Source organism: Nonomuraea sp. NPDC049624 (genome assembly GCF_040675255.1).
Lineage (GTDB): Bacteria > Actinomycetota > Actinomycetes > Streptosporangiales > Streptosporangiaceae > Nonomuraea.
The window spans coordinates 616188-633770 of sequence record NZ_JBFAOR010000004.1 but is presented as its reverse complement, the minus strand read 5'-3'; the positions used below and the strand labels follow the sequence as shown (position 1 = coordinate 633770).

Annotated in this window: 16 protein-coding genes; 8 read left to right on the top strand and 8 right to left on the bottom strand. The window is 73.5% G+C overall.

From position 1 onward, the window contains the following. Positions 1–9: 9 nt before the first annotated feature. The 4 genes from AB0J76_RS19295 to AB0J76_RS19280 are packed head-to-tail and all read left to right on the top strand — an operon-like array spanning position 10 to position 5922. The gene (locus AB0J76_RS19295; RefSeq protein WP_352320329.1) at positions 10–1542 is read left to right on the top strand and encodes an acyl-CoA carboxylase subunit beta; all 1533 of its coding nucleotides are present in this window, start codon (positions 10–12) and stop codon (positions 1540–1542) included. Further along, a complete protein-coding gene (locus tag AB0J76_RS19290) occupies positions 1539–3419 on the top strand; it encodes a biotin carboxylase N-terminal domain-containing protein (RefSeq protein ID WP_352320244.1) in 1881 nt (626 codons plus the stop codon). Before AB0J76_RS19295 ends, AB0J76_RS19290 begins: the two co-directional genes overlap by 4 nt. Beyond that, positions 3416–4177 (top strand): enoyl-CoA hydratase-related protein, encoded by a 762-nt coding sequence (locus AB0J76_RS19285; protein WP_352320246.1) that lies wholly within the window; start codon positions 3416–3418, stop codon positions 4175–4177. The genes AB0J76_RS19290 and AB0J76_RS19285 overlap by 4 nt, the downstream gene beginning before the upstream one ends. Further along, on the top strand, positions 4177–5922 hold the full coding sequence (locus AB0J76_RS19280) for an acyclic terpene utilization AtuA family protein (protein WP_352320331.1): 1746 nt from the start codon (positions 4177–4179) through the stop codon (positions 5920–5922). Before AB0J76_RS19285 ends, AB0J76_RS19280 begins: the two co-directional genes overlap by 1 nt. Here AB0J76_RS19280 and AB0J76_RS19275 read toward each other — a convergent pair. Beyond that, positions 5848–6714, bottom strand: a complete 867-nt coding sequence (locus AB0J76_RS19275) for an ROK family protein (protein ID WP_352320248.1) — start codon at positions 6712–6714, stop codon at positions 5848–5850. The two genes, AB0J76_RS19280 and AB0J76_RS19275, sit on opposite strands and share 75 nt — an antisense overlap. Positions 6715–6930: 216 nt before the next feature. Here AB0J76_RS19275 and AB0J76_RS19270 point away from each other — a divergent pair, with 216 nt between their 5' ends. From AB0J76_RS19270 to AB0J76_RS19255, 4 genes are all read left to right on the top strand, one after another. Next, complete coding sequence (locus AB0J76_RS19270; protein WP_352320250.1) at positions 6931–7944, top strand: phosphotransferase family protein; 1014 nt, start codon at positions 6931–6933, stop codon at positions 7942–7944. A gap of 86 nt (positions 7945–8030) precedes the next feature. Continuing rightward, positions 8031–8291 carry a hypothetical protein gene (locus AB0J76_RS19265; RefSeq protein WP_352320252.1) on the top strand — a complete coding sequence of 87 codons (261 nt, stop codon included), beginning with the start codon at positions 8031–8033 and terminating at the stop codon, positions 8289–8291. Between the two features lie 59 nt (positions 8292–8350). Further along, complete coding sequence (locus tag AB0J76_RS19260; protein ID WP_352320254.1) at positions 8351–9202, top strand: helix-turn-helix transcriptional regulator; 852 nt, start codon at positions 8351–8353, stop codon at positions 9200–9202. Between the two features lie 69 nt (positions 9203–9271). Then, positions 9272–9538: a hypothetical protein gene (locus AB0J76_RS19255; RefSeq protein WP_352320256.1), complete on the top strand. Its 267-nt coding sequence runs from the start codon at positions 9272–9274 to the stop codon at positions 9536–9538. A gap of 50 nt (positions 9539–9588) precedes the next feature. Here the strand turns inward: AB0J76_RS19255 and AB0J76_RS19250 are convergent, their stop codons facing one another. The 7 genes from AB0J76_RS19250 to AB0J76_RS19220 form a co-directional block, all read right to left on the bottom strand. Continuing rightward, positions 9589–10206, bottom strand: a complete 618-nt coding sequence (locus AB0J76_RS19250; RefSeq protein WP_352320258.1) for a TetR family transcriptional regulator C-terminal domain-containing protein — start codon at positions 10204–10206, stop codon at positions 9589–9591. Between the two features lie 58 nt (positions 10207–10264). Then, entirely contained in the window at positions 10265–12280 is a 2016-nt protein-coding gene (locus tag AB0J76_RS19245) for a glycosyltransferase family 39 protein (RefSeq protein ID WP_352320260.1), read from the bottom strand. After that, positions 12277–13452 (bottom strand): bifunctional glycosyltransferase family 2/GtrA family protein, encoded by a 1176-nt coding sequence (locus AB0J76_RS19240; RefSeq protein ID WP_352320262.1) that lies wholly within the window; start codon positions 13450–13452, stop codon positions 12277–12279. Before AB0J76_RS19240 ends, AB0J76_RS19245 begins: the two co-directional genes overlap by 4 nt. Positions 13453–13476: 24 nt before the next feature. Next, a complete protein-coding gene (locus AB0J76_RS19235; RefSeq protein WP_352320264.1) occupies positions 13477–14826 on the bottom strand; it encodes a HAMP domain-containing sensor histidine kinase in 1350 nt (449 codons plus the stop codon). Next, positions 14823–15521, bottom strand: a complete 699-nt coding sequence (locus AB0J76_RS19230; RefSeq protein ID WP_352320266.1) for a response regulator transcription factor — start codon at positions 15519–15521, stop codon at positions 14823–14825. Before AB0J76_RS19230 ends, AB0J76_RS19235 begins: the two co-directional genes overlap by 4 nt. Before the next feature lie 93 nt (positions 15522–15614). After that, positions 15615–17120 (bottom strand): NAD(P)/FAD-dependent oxidoreductase, encoded by a 1506-nt coding sequence (locus AB0J76_RS19225; RefSeq protein ID WP_352320268.1) that lies wholly within the window; start codon positions 17118–17120, stop codon positions 15615–15617. Positions 17121–17232: 112 nt separating this feature from the next. Further along, complete coding sequence (locus AB0J76_RS19220; RefSeq protein ID WP_352320270.1) at positions 17233–17535, bottom strand: hypothetical protein; 303 nt, start codon at positions 17533–17535, stop codon at positions 17233–17235. Between the last annotated feature and the right edge of the window lie 48 nt (positions 17536–17583).

The window sequence follows — 17583 nt, the reverse complement described above, 5'->3', positions numbered from 1 at the left end:
CGCGCGGCCATGCTCGCCAAGCTGGCCGAGCTCGACGCCGAGCACGCCAAGGCGGTGGCCGGCGGCGGCGAGAAGTACGTCGAGCGCCACCGCCGGCGCGGCAAGCTGCTCGCCAGGGAGCGCGTCGAGCTGCTGATCGACCCCGATTCGCCGTTCCTGGAGCTGTCGCCGCTGGCCGCGTGGGGCAGCGAGTTCCAGGTGGGCGCGGGCATGGTGACCGGCATCGGGGTGATCGAGGGCGTCGAGTGCGTGATCACCGCGAACGACCCCACGGTCAGGGGCGGCGCGTCCAACCCGTGGACGCTGCGCAAGTCGCTGCGCGCGGCCGACATCGCGCTGGCCAACCGGCTGCCGTACGTCAACCTGGTGGAGAGCGGCGGCGCCGACCTGCCGACGCAGAAGGAGATCTTCATCCCGGGCGGCCGGATCTTCCGCGACCTGACGCGGCTGTCAGCGGCGGGCGTCCCGACGGTGGCGCTGGTCTTCGGCAACTCCACGGCCGGCGGCGCGTACGTGCCGGGCATGAGCGACTACGTGGTGATGGTCCGCGACCGCGCCAAGGTGTTCCTGGGCGGGCCGCCGCTGGTGCGGATGGCCACCGGCGAGGAGTCCGACGACGAGTCGCTGGGCGGCGCCGAGATGCACGCCAGGACCAGCGGGCTGGCCGACTACCTGGCCGAGGACGAGCACGACGCGCTGCGCATCGGCCGCGCCGTCGTGCGCTCGCTCAACTGGCGCAAGCAGGGCGTGGCGCCGCTGCCCGCCCGCGAGCCCGCCTACCCGGCCGACGAGCTGCTGGGGATCGTCCCGGAGGACCTGAAGATCCCCTTCGACCCGCGCGAGGTGCTCGCCCGCGTGGTCGACGGCAGCGAGTTCGAGGAGTTCAAGCCCCTGTACGGCCCCTCGCTGGTCACCGGCTGGGCGCGCGTCCACGGTTACCCGGTGGGCGTGCTGGCCAACGCGCGCGGGGTGCTGTTCAGCCAGGAGTCGCAGAAGGCCACCCAGTTCATCCAGCTCGCGAACCAGTCGCGCACGCCGCTGCTGTTCCTGCAGAACACCACCGGCTACATGGTGGGCAAGGACTACGAGCAGGGCGGCATCATCAAGCACGGCGCCATGATGATCAACGCCGTGTCGAACTCGACCGTGCCGCACCTGACCGTCGTCATGGGCGCCTCCTACGGCGCCGGCAACTACGGCATGTGCGGGCGCGCCTACGACCCCCGCTTCCTGTTCAGCTGGCCCAGCGCCAAGTCGGCGGTGATGGGCCCGGCCCAGCTCGCCGGGGTGCTGTCGATCGTCGGCCGGGCCGCGGCGCAGGCCAGGGGGCAGGTCTACGACGAGGAGGCGGACGCGGCGATGCGTGCCATGGTGGAGTCCCAGATCGAGGCGGAGTCGTTGCCGTTCTTCCTGTCGGGGCGGCTCTACGACGACGGGGTGATCGACCCGCGCGACACCCGTACGGTGCTGGGCATGTGCCTGTCGGCGATCAACAGCGCGCCGGTGCCGCCCGCGGCGGGGTTCGGGGTGTTCCGCCCGTGATCACTCGTCTGCTGGTGGCCAACCGGGGCGAGATCGCCCGCCGGGTCTTCCGCACCTGCCGCTCGCTGGGCGTCTCGACGGTCGCCGTCTTCTCCGACGCCGACTCCGGCGCGCCGCACGCCCGCGAGGCCGACCTCGCCGTCCGCCTGCCGGGGTCCCATCCGGCCGAGACCTACCTGGCGGCCGACCGGATCATCGAGGCGTGCCGGGCCTCCGGCGCCGACGCGGTGCACCCGGGCTACGGGTTCCTGTCGGAGAACGCCGCGTTCGCGCGGGCCGTGCTGGACGCCGGGCTCACGTGGGTGGGGCCGCCGCCGGAGGCGATCGAGGCGATGGGCTCGAAGATCGCGGCGAAGCGGCTGATGACCGAGGCCGGGGTGCCGGTGCTGCCCTCGCTCGACCTGGCCGCGCCGGGCGAGTTCCCGCTGCTGGTGAAGGCGTCCGCGGGCGGGGGCGGGCGCGGCATGCGGATCGTCCGGCACGCCGGTGAGCTGGCGGCCGAGGTGGAGTCGGCGCGGCGGGAGGCCGAGGCGGCCTTCGGCGACGGCGCCGTGTTCGCCGAGCCGCTGCTGGAGGCCGCCCGGCACGTCGAGGTGCAGGTGCTGGCCGACGGGCACGGCACGGTGTGGGCGTTGGGCGAGCGGGAGTGCAGCGTCCAGCGCAGGCACCAGAAGGTCGTCGAGGAGTGCCCGTCGCCGGGGATCTCGGAGCGCACCCGCGAGCTGTTGTGCGCGGCGGCCGTGCGCGCGGCCCGCCGGATCGGCTACGTCGGGGCCGGCACGGTGGAGTTCCTGGTCAAGGGCGAGCGGGTGGCGTTCCTGGAGATGAACACCCGGCTCCAGGTCGAGCATCCGGTCACCGAGCTGGTGTTCGGCGTCGACCTCGTCCGGCTGCAGCTGGAGGTGGCCGAGGGCGCGGCGCTGCCGCCTGAGCCGCCCGCGCCGCGCGGCCACGCGATCGAGGCGCGGCTGTACGCCGAGGACGCCGCCTACGTGCCCCAGACGGGCGTGCTGCGCCGGTTCGAGGTGCCGGGTGACGTCCGGGTCGACTCGGGCGTCGAGTCCGGGTCGCAGGTGTCGCCGCACTACGACGCGATGCTGGCCAAGATCGTCGCGTACGGCGCGACGCGGGCGGAGGCGGCGCGGAAGCTGGCCGCGTCCCTGCGCGGGGCCCGGCTGCACGGCCTGACCACCAACCGCGACCTGCTGCTGGACGTCGTGACCAGCCCGGCATTCCTCGCAGGCGAGACGAACACCGCCTTTCTTTCCCCCGGCGGCCCGCTGTCGCCGCCGTCGTCCCCGTCGTCCGGGGACGACGCCCTGCCGGCGCTGGCCGCCGCGCTCGCCATGGCCGCCGCGCACCGGCGGGACGCGCCCGTCCTGGCCGGGCTGCCCGGCGGCTGGCGCAACGTGCGCTCGCAGCCCGCCCGCGCCCGGTTCGAGGAGGCCGACGTCGTCTACGACCCGATGCCGGCGGGCGTCACGGTGGTCTCCGCGCGGCCGGAGGAGGTGGTCCTGGAACGCGACGGGCTGCGACGCACGTTCCAGGTCGCCCGGTACGACGGCGACGAGCGCGTCTACGTCGACTCCCCCATGGGCGCGGCCGTGCTGACGCCGGTGCCGCGCCTGCCCGAGCCGGTCGAGCACGTCGCCCCGGGCTCGCTGCTCGCGCCCATGCCGGGCAGCGTGCTGCGGGTCGAGGTGGCCGAGGGCGACACGGTGGCCCGAGGCCAGCCGGTCCTGGTGCTGGAGGCGATGAAGATGGAGCATCGCATCGCCGCCCCGGCGGGCGGCGTGGTGTCGGACGTACGCGTCGAGAAGGGACAGCAGGTCGAAGCCGGGGCCGTGCTGGCGATCATCCAGGAGGAGACCACATGACGAGCCTGGTGCACAGGGAGCTGGCGGACGGCGTGGCCACCGTCACGCTCGACTCGCCGGCCAACCGCAACGCGTTGTCCAGGCGGCTGCTGGCCGAGCTGGCCGAGCACCTGCGCTGGGCGCTGGCCGAGCCGGGGGCCCGGGTGATCGTGCTGACCGGCACGGGCCGGGTGTTCTGCTCGGGCGCCGACCTGAAGGAGCAGCGCGGCGACGCGGACGCGCCGGTGACGGCGTCCTTCCCGGAGATCATGACGCTGCTCTGGGAGAGCCCGAAGCCGGTGATCTGCCGCCTGAACGGCACGGCCCGCGCGGGCGGCCTCGGCCTGGTCGCCGCGTGCGACTTCGCCATCGCGCCGGACACGGCGTCGTTCGCGTTCACCGAGGTGCGGCTCGGGGTGGTGCCCGCGATGATCTCGGTGCCCGTGCTGCGCAGGCTCGACCCGCGGGCGGCGGCCGAGTACTTCCTGACCGGCGAGGTGTTCGACGCCGCCACGGCGGCCCGCATCGGCCTGCTGACCAGGGCCGTCCCGGAGGACGAGCTCGACGCGACCGTGCGGCACTACGCGGGGATGCTGGCCAGGGGCGGCCCCGAGGCGCTGGCCATCACCAAGCGGCTGGTGCGGGAGGTGCCGGCGGTCTCGTTCGAGGAGGGGCTGCGGCGGATGAGCGAGCTGTCGGCCGAGCGGTTCACCTCGGCGGAGGGTCAGGAGGGCATCGCGGCGTTCATGGACAAGCGTCCGCCCAAGTGGGTGCCGTGATGGCGCTGCGCGTCGCGAACTGCAGCGGGTTCTACGGCGACCGGCTCTCGGCGGCCAGGGAGATGGTCGAAGGCGGCCCGATCGACGTGCTCACCGGCGACTGGCTGGCCGAGCTGACCATGCTCATCCTGGCCGGCAACCGGCTCAAGGGCCGTCCCGGCTACGCACCGACGTTCCTGCGCCAGCTGGAGGACGTGCTCGGCCCGTGCCTTGACCGCGGCATCAGGATCGTGACGAACGCGGGCGGCCTCGATCCGGCCGGGTGCGCCGAGGCCGTGCACGAGCTGGCCGCCCGGCTGGGCCTGTCCCCCAAGGTCGCCCACGTGACCGGCGACGACCTCATGGGCCGCCCGCTCGACCTGGTCCACGCCGACACCGGCGAGCGCGCGCCGGCCGCGCCGCTGACCGCGAACGCCTACCTCGGCGGCCGTCCCATCGCCGCCGCGCTGTCGGCCGGCGCGGACGTCGTGGTGACCGGCCGCGTGACGGACGCCGCCCTGGTCACCGGCCCCGGCATCTGGCGGTACGGGTGGGGCCCCGGCGACCTCGACCCGCTGGCCGGCTCGGTCGTGGCGGGCCACGTCATCGAGTGCGGATGCCAGGCCACGGGCGGCAACTACGCCTTCTTCCAGGACGTGCCCGACCTGGCCCACTGCGGCTTCCCCATCGCCGACCTGCGCGCCGACGGCTCGGCGGTGATCACCAAGCATCCGGGCACGGGCGGCCTGGTCTCGGTCGGCACGGTCACCGCGCAGCTCGTCTACGAGCTGGGCGGCCCGCGCTACCTGGGCCCCGACGTGGTGGCCAGGTTCGACACGATCACGCTCTCCGACGACGGCCCCGACCGGGTGCTGATCTCCGGCACGCGGGGCGAGCCGCCGCCGGACACGCTCAAGGTCGCCGTCAACTACCCGGCCGGCTACCGCAACACGATGACGCTCGTCCTGACCGGCCTGGACGTCGAGGCCAAGGCGCGGGTGGCCGAGGAGGCCGTCTGGGCGCGGGTGCCGCGCGAGACCTTCGACCAGGTGGACGTGACGCTGACGGACGCGGGCCTGCTGCGGATCACCGTCATGGACGCCGACCGGCGCACGGCGGGCCGGGTCTTCTCCTCGGCCGTCGTGGAGACCGGCCTGTCCAGCTACCCGGGCTTCCACGGCCTCACCCCGCCCGGCGACGCCTCCCCGTACGGGGTGTACTGGCCGGTCCTGGTGCCGGCCTCGCAGGTAAGCCCGCGGGTCTTCCTGGACGGCGTGGAGCTGCCCGCCCAGGAGGAGCCTCCCGTCCCCCGGGGCGGGCCGGTCCCGGAGCCGCTCGCGCCGCCGGTCCCGGAGCCGCCCGAGCCGTCCGCGCCGCCGGTTCCGGCGCCGCCCGGCGGGCCTGCCGTGCGCGTGCCCCTGGGCCGGGTCGCGGGGGCGCGCTCCGGCGACAAGGGCGGCGACGCCAACCTCGGCGTCTGGGTCGCGACCGACGAGCAGTACGCCTGGCTGGCGGCCACCCTCACCGCCGACCGGCTCACGTCCCTGCTGCCGGAGCTGGCCGCCCACCGCGTCGAGCGGCACGAGCTGCCCAACATCAGGGCGCTCAACTTCGTCGTGCACGGGCTGCTGGGCAGGGGCGTGGCGGCCAGCCCGCGCCTGGATCCGCAGGCCAAGGCCCTGGGCGAGGAGCTACGCGCCCAGGTGGTCGACGTGCCCGCCGCCCTGCTCCCCCAGCGCCCGCAGGCCGAGCAGCCCGGCGCCTAGCAGGCCCGCGTCCACGCCGAGCGCCGACGCCCGTACCTCGGGCGCGGGGCGGAAGGCGAGCCGCGCGGCCAGCCGGGCGCGCAGCGGAGTCAGCAGGGCGTCCCCGGCCAGCGACAGGCCGCCGCCGACGACGATCACCGCGGGGTCCAGCACCAGCGTGTACGTGGCCAGCGCCAGCGCCAGCGCCTCCACGGCCTCCGCCCACACGCGCGCGGCCGGCTCGTCCCCGGCGGCGGCCCGGCGGACGACGTCCTCGGCGGAGGTCTCGCCGGCGCGGGCGGCGACGGAGGCGGCCGAGGCGTAGGCGGACAGGCAGCCGCGCTGCCCGCACGGGCACGGCAGCCCGCCGGGACGCACCGGGATGTGCCCGATCTGCCCGGCCCAGCCGGCGGCGCCGCCGTACAGGGAACCGGTCAGGACGACGGCTCCCGCTATGCCGGTGCCGATGGGCAGGTAGAGGGCGTCGGGGGCCGCCGAGCCGTACGCGAGCTCCGCCTCGCCGGCCGAGCGCACGTCATGGCCGAGGGAGAGCGGGAGCGTCCCGTCGGTGAAGGCCGCCGCGGGCACGTCCCGCCAGCCGAACGCGGCCGAGAACACCGCCCGCCCGGACGCGACCAGGCCGGGCACGGCCAGGCCCACGGCCGCCGGGCGGAGCAGGGCGCCGGCGACGGTCCGCGGCGCGCTCAGGTCGGCGACGAAGGCGGAGATGGCCGCGATCACGCGGTCCGGCCCCTCGGTGCGGGGGGTGGGGCGGCGTTCCCGGTGGAGGATGCCGCCGTCCGGGGCGATCAATCCACCCTTGAGAGTCGTTCCACCCACATCAACGGCCACAACACACTTCATCCACCCATGTTCTCCCAGCAGCGGCCGTCATCGGCCCGGTCGTGGCCCAGGACGAGCCGACCGGTCGCGGCCGTTCCCACCGTTCATGCCGGCACCGGGTTGACCGGGCGTCGGGGGCTCTCGTAGGTTGAAGCCTCCAGAATATCGTTCTGTCAAAGGGCGGCCATGACCTCCACCCACATCGACGTCAGCGCCATCGACCTCGACGACCTCGGCGCGTGGATGGACGCCGAGGGGCTGCCGGGCGGGGCGATCACGGAGGTCGCGGCGATCCCCGGCGGCACCCAGAACGTCATGGTCCGCCTCGAACGCGGCGGCCGGCCGTACGTGCTGCGCAGGCCGCCCCTGCACGCCCGGGCCAGGAGCAACGAGGTGCTGCGGCGCGAGGCGCGGCTGCTGGCGGCGCTGAGCGGCACGGCGGTGCCGGCGCCCCGGCTGGTGGCCGCGCAGACCGCCCGGGAGCCGGTGTTCTACCTGATGGAGCCGGTGGCCGGGTTCAACCCCTCGACCGGGCTGCCCGAGCCGCACGCCTCCGACGCCGCGATCCGCCACCGGATGGGCCTGGAGGCCGCCGCCGCGCTGGCCGAGCTGGGACGGGTCGATCCGGCGGTGCTGCCCGGGTTCGGCCGTCCCGAGGGCTTCCTCGACCGGCAGGTGCCGCGCTGGCTGAAGGAGCTGGACTCCTACGGCGAGCTCGACGGCTACCCCGGCCCCGACATCCCGGGCCTCGACGCCACCGCCGACTGGCTGACCCGCCACCGGCCCGCCGCGTTCGTCCCGGGGATCATGCACGGCGACTACCACTTCGCCAACCTGATGTTCGCCCTCGACGGGCCCAGGGTGGCGGCGATCGTCGACTGGGAGATGTGCACAATCGGCGACCCGCTGCTCGACCTGGGCTGGCTGCTGGCCACCTGGCCGGTGAACAACGGGCACGTGCCGGGGCTGCCGTCGGAGCGGGAGCTGGTCGCGTACTACGCGGCGCTGTCGGAGCGCGACCTGTCGGCGATCGACTGGTACGCGGTGCTGGCCTGCTTCAAGCTCGGCATCGTGCTGGAGGGCACGCACGCGCGGGCGTTCGCCGGCAAGGCGCCCCGGGACATCGGCGACGTGCTGCACGCGACCACGCTCGGTCTGTTCGCCCGCGCCCACGACATCATGGAAGGCTTGTTGCGCTGAACCCGATGCGGAAAAAGGATCACGCCGGACGCCCAGATGCGTACAATTGCGCGCAATTGCATCTGGCATTCGGGGAAAGGATCGTCATGCGCATGCGGTTCCTCGGCTCCACCTCGGAGGCGGGCGCCTGCCCCACCCTGTACGAGACCGATCGCGGCACCATCGTCGTCCAGGGACTTCAGGTCACCGACCCCGAGGCGCTCGCGGACCTCCGCGACGTGCTCGACGGCGAGGCCGCCGTCGAGGTGCCCCGCGAGCTGCTCACCGAGATCGCCCGCCGGGTCCTGCCCGACGGGTCAGCCGGCGCCCGGCCCACCAGCGACGGGACACCGTCGGCAACCGCTTGATCACGATTGCGCGGCTGGGCCTGGCCTGATCGGTGCCCGCGGAGCTAGCCTCTTGCCGCGTGACGTCCTATCAGCAGGCGCGCATCGACCTCGGCGGCCAGCTTCGCCAGCTGCGCGAGGCCGCCCACCTGTCGGGCAAGGACCTGGCCGAGCGGCTGCGCTGGCAGCCGTCCAAGGTCTCCCGCCTGGAGAACGCCAGGCAGACGGCGACCGAGGACGACGTGGTCGTGTGGGCGCAGGCCGTGGGGGCCACGCCCGACACGACCGACGAGCTCATCAGGCAGGCCATCGCGCTGCTGGAACGGCACGACGACTGGAAGCAGCGTCACCGCAGCGGCCTGGCCGCCCTCCAGGAGGACATCCGCGACCTGGAGGCGCGCACGAAGCTGTTCCGCGTCTTCGAGCCCGGCATCGTCGTCGGCCTGCTCCAGACCTCCGAGTACGCCCGGCACGTGTTCCGCAAGGTCAAGCGCCTCTACAGCGCGGCCGACCAGATCGACGCGGCCGTCCGCGTGCGCATGCAGCGCCAGGAGATCCTCTATGACCGCACGCGCACGTTCCGGTTCGTGGTGCCGGAGTCGGCGCTGCGCAGCGCGCTGGCCCCGGCCGACGTCATGCGCGGCCAGCTCGACCGGCTGCTGGCCGTCAGCACGCTGCCCAACGTGGAGTTCGGGGTGATCCCCTTCGGCACCGAGCTGCCGTCCGCGCCGATCAACGGGTTCTGGATCTACAACGAGGCCATGGTGGGCGTCGCCACGATGACCAAGGACCTCGTGCTGCGCGACCCCGACGACATCGCCTTCTACGTGCGGGCCTTCGACGACTACGCCAAGGTGGCGGAGTTCGGCGAGCCCGGGCGAGAAGTCATCATCCGTATTCTTCGCGAATACCTGCAACAAACCCCACATTAACCTCAGCAATTGCTTGCCACCCGCAGCAAGATCGTGCAATTCTGTCGCGAGACGTTGCGGAGGTGACGCATGATGCTTGATACCGCGCTCTGCCTTGAGCGGTTCGCGTGGCACGCGGGCCGTCACGCCGATCTTTCGGTGCAGAATGTCGCGCTGGCCAGCGACCCGGCGTACGTGTCGGTGCGCAACCGGTTCTCCGCCACCCTGGCCGAGACGGTGACCTGCTCCGACGACGGCGCGTACATCACGTCGTGGGGCTACCGCCTCGGCACCGCCGAGGACGTCGAGTCGGCCGCGGCCCGCCTGGCCTTCCTGCTGGCCGCCCTGCCCGCCTGACGCGGGCCCGGCTCAAGCTCGCCTCAAGCCCGGCCCAGGCCCGGCCCGGTTCAGCCGAACCGCTCCACCGCGATGCCGGCCTCCCCGGCGGCGGCCGTGCGCGCGTGGGCCAGCAGCCGTGCCCGGTCGAGCACGTTGGGATGCAGGGTGTAGCGGATGATCAGGCCGTCGAGCATGGCGTCGATGCGCTCGGCCGCGCCCGCCGGATCGGCGCACGCGAACTCCCCCGCCTCGGTGCCGGCCGCCAACACCTGGGCCAGCGCGTCGAGCCAGGCCGTCTCCAGCTCCAGCATGATCGCGTTGACCGCGGGCTCGCGCAGCGCGGTGTTCCAGGCGTCGATCCAGAGCAGCCAGCTCTGGTCGGAGCGCGACTCGGGGATGTAGTAGCGCAGCACCCGGTCGAGGCGCTCCACCGCCGTGCCGGGGCCGTCGGCCAGCTCCTTGAGCCGGGCGCTCTCGATGTCGAGCGTGGCCCGCAGCATGGCGGTGATCAGCTCGTCCTTGGTCGCGAAGTGGTAGTGGATCAGGCCGCCGCTGACGTTGATGGACTTGGCGATGTCGGCGATGCGCGTGTTGGCCAGGCCGCGTTCGAGCACCACTTTGCGGGTGGCCTCGAGAAGCTCTGCTCTGCGCTGGTCGGCCTGATCGGCCCGGGTCGTACTCGCCACCCGATCAGCCTATAGCGCGCCGCGGGGACGGGCCCCGCGGCCGCCGTCGCTTCCTTCCTCAATGTGCGCAGTCGTACAGGCCGGTGTGGCCGGCCACGGCCGCGCAGTTGGCGGTGACCCAGGCGGTCACCTCGGTCTCGCCGCCGCCGGGGCCGCCCCGGCCGCCGGGCAGCACGTACCTGAGCCGTCCGGAGGAGAGGAGTTCCCGGAGGCGGGGGACGGTCATCGCGGGGTCGGAGCCGGTGAAGCCGCCCATGGCGATCACCGGGCGGCCGGTGGCCAGGATGATCGAGGACGCCTGCTGGGCGCTGCCCACGGCCACCAGCCACGTCGCCCTGCCCTGGTTGGCGACCAGGTACTTCACCGTCGCGTCGGCCACGCCGCCGCCCATGGGACCGCGGCTCCGGACGCCCGGCTGCCCCTGCGGCGGCTCGCCGCCCTGGAGGGCGCCCGTCCGGACGCCGGGGAACTCGCCGCCCGGTGGCGGGCCGCCGAAGCCGCCGGGGCCGCCGGGGCCGCCCATGCGGCTCGTGGACGGGCCCGCCGTGGGGTTGGTCCCGTTCACCCGCGCCCCCAGCGGTGAGACGGCGTAGGCCGCCGGACCCGCCAGCCCCGCGACCAGAGCGGCCGCCAGCGCCACGACGGTCACCCGGCCCGCCCCCCGCCCCCTGCCCGCCACGAGCCCCGCCACGGCCCCTGTCACGGACCCTGTCACGGCCCCTGTCGCGGACCCTGTCGCGAGCCCGGTCACGATCACTGTCACCAGCGCCGCCACGGCCACTGTGGTCGCCCCGAGCACGACCCAGGCCAGCCACGGCAGCCACTCCGGCGTACGGCGCAGCACCACGAACGCCCACCCGCCGGTCACCGCGACCGCCACGGGCAGCGCCCACGCCCAGCCCCGCGACCCCCGGTAGGCCTGCCACATCACGGCCGCCCCCATGCCCGTCAGCGCGGCCACGGCGGGCGCCATCGCGGTCGTGTAGTAGGGGTGGAACGTGCCACTGGAGAAGCTGAACACGGCGTAGTGGACGACCAGCCAGCCGCCCCACAGCAGCCAGGCGCCCCCGTCGAAGAGGGTCCCGCGCACCCGCAGCAGCACGGCGAAGGCCAGCGCCACCGCGCAGAACGGCAACAGCCAGGAGATCTGCCCGGCCATGACGTCGTTGAACAGCCGCCCGGCCCCGGCCTGCCCGCCGAAGTTCGCGCCGCCGGGCCCGCCGCCGGCCCGGTCCTGACCGAAGATCCGGCCGAGCCCGTTGTAGCCGATCACCAGGTCCCGGACCGTGTTGTCGGTCGAGCCGCCGACGTAGGGCCGCGAGGCGGCGGGCCAGAGGTCGACGACCACCATCCACCAGGCGCTGGACACCACCAGCACGCCCCCGGCGGCCAGCAGGTGCCCCGCCCGCCTGGCCAGGCCGTGGCGGGCGCACACCAGGTACGCCACCCCGAACGCCGGCACCACCAGGTACGCCTGCAACATCTTGGCGTTGAACCCCAGCCCCACGAACAGCGCGGCGAGGAGCAGCGGCCGCAGCCGGGCGGTGCGCAGCGACTCCAGGCAGAACCAGGCCGCCAGCACCAGCAGCAGCACGAGCACGGTGTCGGGGTTGTTGTCCCGGTTGATGGCGACCGTGATCGGCGTGAGCGTCATGACCACGGCCGCGACCAGCGCCGCGACGTGCCCCTGACGGGTGCGCCCGAAGGACCGGCGGACCGCCGAGTACACCGCCCCGACGGCCGCCACACCGGCGAGGACCTGCGGCATCAGCATGCTGTACGTGCCGTAGCCGAAGATCCGCGCCGACAGCCCCATGACCCACAGCGCGAGCGGCGGCTTGTCCACCGTAATGAAGGACCCGGCGTCGATCGCGCCGAAGAAGAACGCCTTCCAGCTCCGCGTGCCGGACAGGACGGCGGCGGCGTAGTACTCGTTGGCGTCCCCGCTGAGCGCCCAGGCGTACAGGACGAAGGCGGCGGCCAGCACCGTCCACATCGCGGGCCGCGACCAGCGCGGGTCGCCCGCGGCGCCGGTCAGCGCGCGCGCCCGGGCGGGCGCGGCGACGGCGGTCACCGTCCGCTCCTGCGCCGGGGGTTGAACACCCACACGCGCAGCAGCAGGAACCGGACGAGAGTGGCCGCCGCGTTGGCCGCGATGACCGCCACCAGCTCCACCCCGTGCGAGACCCCGCCGGGCAGCAGCGCGAGGCTCCCCGACGTCAGCGCCAGCCCCACCAGGAACGCGATCAGGCCCTCGAACTGGTCGCGCAGCGCCCCGCCCGAGCCCTTGACCCCGAAGGTGAAACGGCGGTTGGCCGCCGTGTTGGCCACGGCCGTGACCAGCAGCGCGACCGCGTTGGCCGGCTGCGCGGGGACGACCTGCCGCGACATCGAGAACAGCGCCAGGTAGGCCAGCGTGCTCACCACGCCCACGATCGCGAACCTGGGCAGCTGCCTGGCCATCCCCCTCGGCAGCTCGGCCCGCCGCACCCGGGCGGGCATCGGCAGGCGCGCCGCACCGGACAGCGTCCTGCGGGCCACCCTGGCCAGCCCGCGCAGGTCGTCCAGGGCGGTCCGCAGGAGGTCCACGCGGCTGTCGGGGTCGTCCACCCAGTCGACGGGGACCTCGTGGATGCGCAGGCCGTGCCGCTCGGCCAGCAGCAGCAGCTCGGTGTCGAAGAACCACTCCTCGTCCTCGACGGCGGGCAGCAGCGCCTGCGCGATCTCCGTGCGCACGGCCTTGAACCCGCACTGGGCGTCGGAGAACCCGGCGCCCATCACCGAGCGCAGCAGCAGGTTGTACGAGCGGGAGATGAACTCCCTCTTGGGCCCGCGCTCCACCCGCGAGGCCCTGGACAGGCGGGTGCCGATGGCCAGGTCGCTGTGGCCCGACAGCAGGGGGGCGACCAGCGGGAGGAAGGCGTCCAGGTCGGTGGACAGGTCGACGTCCATGTAGCTGACGACATCGGCCTCGCTCGTGGACCAGACCTGGCGCAGGGCCCGGCCGCGGCCCTTCTCGTCGAGGTGCACGGCCCGTACCTGCGGCAGCTCACGGGCCAGCTCGGTGGCCAGCCGCCAGGTGTCGTCGGTGCTGGCGTTGTCGGCGATGGTGATGCGGAAGCCGTACGGGAACGTGGTGGCGAGGTAGGCGTGCAGCCGGGCGACGCTCTCCCGCAGCGCCCGCTGCTCGTTGTGGACCGGGACGACCACCTCTACCAGGCGCGTCCTTACCGCTGTTGTCTCCATGCAGCCAGCTCACGATTCGGGTCTTTAAGAGGACTTATCCGATTGTGAGTGACGAGTGAGAGTTCCGGGAAGATCGATGGTCGCGATCGCGCCGCCGCCGGGCGCGTTGGACAGCCGTACCTTGCCGCCGGTCTCGGACACGGCCTGCGCCACGATCGCCAGGCCCAGCCCCGAGCCGGGCAGGCCGCGGGCCGAGGGCGAGCGCCAGAAGCGCTCGAAGACGTGCGGCAGCTCCTCCTCGGGGATGCCGGGGCCGTGGTCGCGGACCGTCAGCCGGCCGTCCTTGAGCGAGACCTCGACCTGGCCCTCGGGGCTGAACTTGCGGGCGTTGTCGATGAGGTTGAGCACGGCGCGTTCGAGCGAGGCGGGGCTGCCGACGACGTACCAGGGGCTCAGGTCGGTGCGCACGTCGGCGCCGCGCAGCCGGGCGCGTTCGGCGGCGGCCGTGACGACGTCGTGCAGGGCCAGCTCGACGTGCGGCTCGTGGTCGGTGTCGCCCCTGGCGAGCTGGAGCAGGTCGCCGACCAGCGTGGACAGCTCGGCGAACTGCGCCTTGACGTTGACCAGCAGGCGTTCCTTGGCGCCCGGGTCGAGCTGCCTGCCGGTCTGTTCGCTGCGCAGCAGCAGGTCGATGTTGGTGCGCAGGGTGGTGAGCGGGGTGCGCAGCTCGTGACCGGCGTCGGCGACGAGTTGCTGCTGGCGTTCGCGGGAACCGGCCAGGGCGGCGGTCATGGCGTTGAAGGAGGAGCTGAGCCGGGCGATCTCGTCGTTGCCCTGGACGGGGATGCGCGTGTTGAGGTCCTCGGTCTCGGCGATGTGCTCGGCCGCCTTGGTCAGCCGGCCCACGGGCCGCAGGGCGGTACGGGAGATGGCCCGTCCCGCGAGTGCGGCGCCGATCACGCCGACGGCCGCGATGGCGGCGAGCGCGAGCGCGGTGTTCCGCAGGGTGATCTTGATGTGATAGAGCGGCCTGGCCTCCAGGACGGCCACGCCGGGCGCGAAGTTGACGGCCACGACCCGGACCTCGCTGCCGTCCCGCGTCACGCCGTTGCGGTAGACCGGCTCGCCCGGTCCGGGTATCGCCTTCTTGTCGTCCTCCACCGGCACGATCGGCGAGCCGAGCGAGCAGGTCCTGCCGTCGGCGAACAGCAGCGTGGCCATGTCGTGGTAGTCGGAGGAGCCCTCCGGTGTGCAGTTCTTCTGGAGGAACCGCTTGTCCCCCTCGCCCTCCGGCTCCAGGATGGTCTGGTCGAGCTGCCTGATGACCTGGTTCTGCACGATGAACCAGGACAGCCCGGCGCACACCGCGATCGCGATCGCGACGGCGGCCGTGACCAGCAGCGTCAGCCGCGTGCGCAGGCTGTTGCGGATCACGGTGTCGCCCGGAGGACGTACCCCACCCCGCGGACCGTGTGGATCACCCGGGGCTCTCCCCCGGCCTCGGTCTTGCGGCGCAGGTACATGACGTACACGTCGAGGGAGTTGGAGGTGGGCTCGAAGTCGAAGCCCCACACCTCGTTGAGGATCTGGTCGCGGGTCAGGACCTGGCGGGGGTGGGCCAGGAACAGCTCCATCAGCAGGTATTCGGTCCTGGTCAGGTCGAGCGCGCGGGCGCCGCGGGTGACCTCCCGGGTGGCCGGGTCCATGCGCAGGTCGCCGTAGGACAGCGTGCCGCCGTCGGCGGCGCCCGTGCCGAGCGCGCCGCGGCGCAGCAGCGCGCGCACCCGGGCCAGCAGCTCGTCCAGCTCGAACGGCTTGACCAGGTAGTCGTCGGCCCCCGCGTCGAGCCCGGACACGCGGTCGCCGACGGCGTCGCGGGCGGTGAGCATGAGCACGGGGATGTGGTTGCCCTGGGCCCGCAGCCGCCGGCAGGCGGTGAGCCCGTCGAGCCGCGGCATCATCACGTCGAGCAGCACCGCGTCGTACGGCTCGGCCGCCAGCGCCGCCAGCGCCGCCTGGCCGTCGTTGGCGGTGCCGACCCGGTAGCCCTCGAACTCCAGGCTCGACTGCAGCGCCTCGCGCAACGCGGGCTCGTCGTCCACCACCAGCAACCGTGCGGGCTCACTCATGTGTCACAAGATATGAGCCCACTATGAGAGCACGATGAACGGGTTCACGAGGTGTCCTGAGAAATACGGGGAAACGGGCGTCTCCGGCGCGGTTCAGGGCCGCAGCAGCGCCATGGCCGCGTTGTGGCCGCCGATCCCGCTCACGCCGCCGCCCCTGCGGGCCGCGGCGCCGCACAGCAGGATGCGTTCGTGCCCGGTCTCGACGCCCCAGCCCTTCTCCTGCGCGTACGGCCAGCTCAGGTCGGCGTGGAAGATGTGGCCGCCCGGCAGCCCCGCGTCCCGCTCCAGGTCGACGGGGGTCTTCACTTCGACGCACGGGGTGCCGTCGGGGGCGCGCAGCAGGCAGTCCTCGATGGGCTCGGCAAGCACCGCGTTCATGGAGGCGAACGTGGCCCGCAACGCATTCTCACGCGCTTTTTCTGGATTTTCCCGGAAAAGTCGGGCTGGCATGTGGAGGCCGAACAAGGTCATCGTCTCGGCCTTCCCCCGCAGTTCCGGCCCCAGAATGGACGGGTCCGTCAAGGAATGGCAGTAGACCTCCGCGGGCGGCGAATCCGGGATCTCCCCTCGCGCCGCCTGCTCGTACGCCTTCGCCAGCTGGTCGCGCCCCTCGTTGATGTGGAACGTGCCGCTGAAGGCGGCCCGGGGATCGGCCGAGGGGTCCTTGAGCCGGGGCAGCCGGGCGAGCACCATGTTGACCTTGAGCTGCGCCCCCTCCGGCACGGCCGCGGGCTCGCCGAGCACCCGGCCCAGCACCGCCGGGGGCAGGTTGACCAGCACGTGGCGGCCGTCCACGGTGTGCTCGCCGTCCTCGGCGACGTACGTCACCTCGCCCGACGGCGAGATGCCGACGATCTCCGCGCCGGTCCTGATCTCGGCCCCCGCCCGCCTGGCCGCCCGCTCCAGCGCGCCGGAGACCGCGCCCATGCCGCCCACCGGGACGTTCCACTCGCCGGTGCCGTCGCCGATCACGTGGTAGAGGAAGCACTTGTTGGCCAGCAGGTCGGCGGACGGGTCGGCGAACGTGCCGATCAGCGCGTCGGTGAGCACGACGCCGCGCACGGTGTCGTCGGCGAACCGCTCGTCCACGGTCTGGCCGACGGGCCGGGCGAACAGGTCGCGCCAGGCCTCCGGGCCGACCAGGCGCTCGATCTCGGCGGGGGTGCGCAGGGGTTCGAGCAGCGTGGGGGCCAGGGTCCTGGCCACGTCCGCCGTCATGGCGTAGAAGTCGCGCCAGGCGCGGTGGTCGTGCTCGCCGCCGGTGACGGTGCGGAAGGAGGCGGCGGTGCGGGCCTCGTCCTCGTTGTCGACGAGCAGGCCGGTGTCGCCCTTGGGGGTGTAGGAGGCGTACCGGCGGCGGCGCAGGTCGAGGTCGAGGCCCAGGTCGCGGACGATCTGGGTGGGCAGCAGGCTCACCAGGTAGGAGTAGCGGGACAGACGGACGTCCACGCCGGGGAAGGCGCGCGTGGAGATCGCCAGGCCGCCGACGTGCCCGAGGCGCTCCAGCACCAGGACCCGGCGGCCGGCTCCGGCGAGGTAGGCGGCCGCGACCAGCCCGTTGTGCCCGCCACCTGCCACGACGACGTCATACGCACCCATCCCCGCACCTTATGACCCGACCTGTGCCCTTAGTCAACGGTTTGCGAGGAGATGGTGCGGTCGCTCGCGGGTGGACCCGGCCGGGGTCCCCTCCCGGCCGGGCCCGGATCCGTCAGCCCGTCCTGTTGACCCAGACGCGCTTGACCGGCCACGGCGTGAGCCGTACCGAGGACACCCCGCCGACGGCCGTCCAGCCGCCGGTGAGGACGATGGGCCCGGCGTACGGGTGCGACTGCTCCACCCCGACGGCGTGCTGGCCGGTGCCGGAGGCGCAGCTGCTGTAGGCGTAGCCGCCGCTGACCCAGGCGGTGCAGTCGGTGGGCGCGGCCAGGGCGGGCGACGGCGCGAGGCCAGCCGCCGCCAGGCACATCACCGCCGATCCGGCCAGGGCGACGAGGGGACGACGAAGGCTCATACGGAGTCTCCTGAGGTTCGGGGGGTGAACACGCTCTTACTTTTAGGA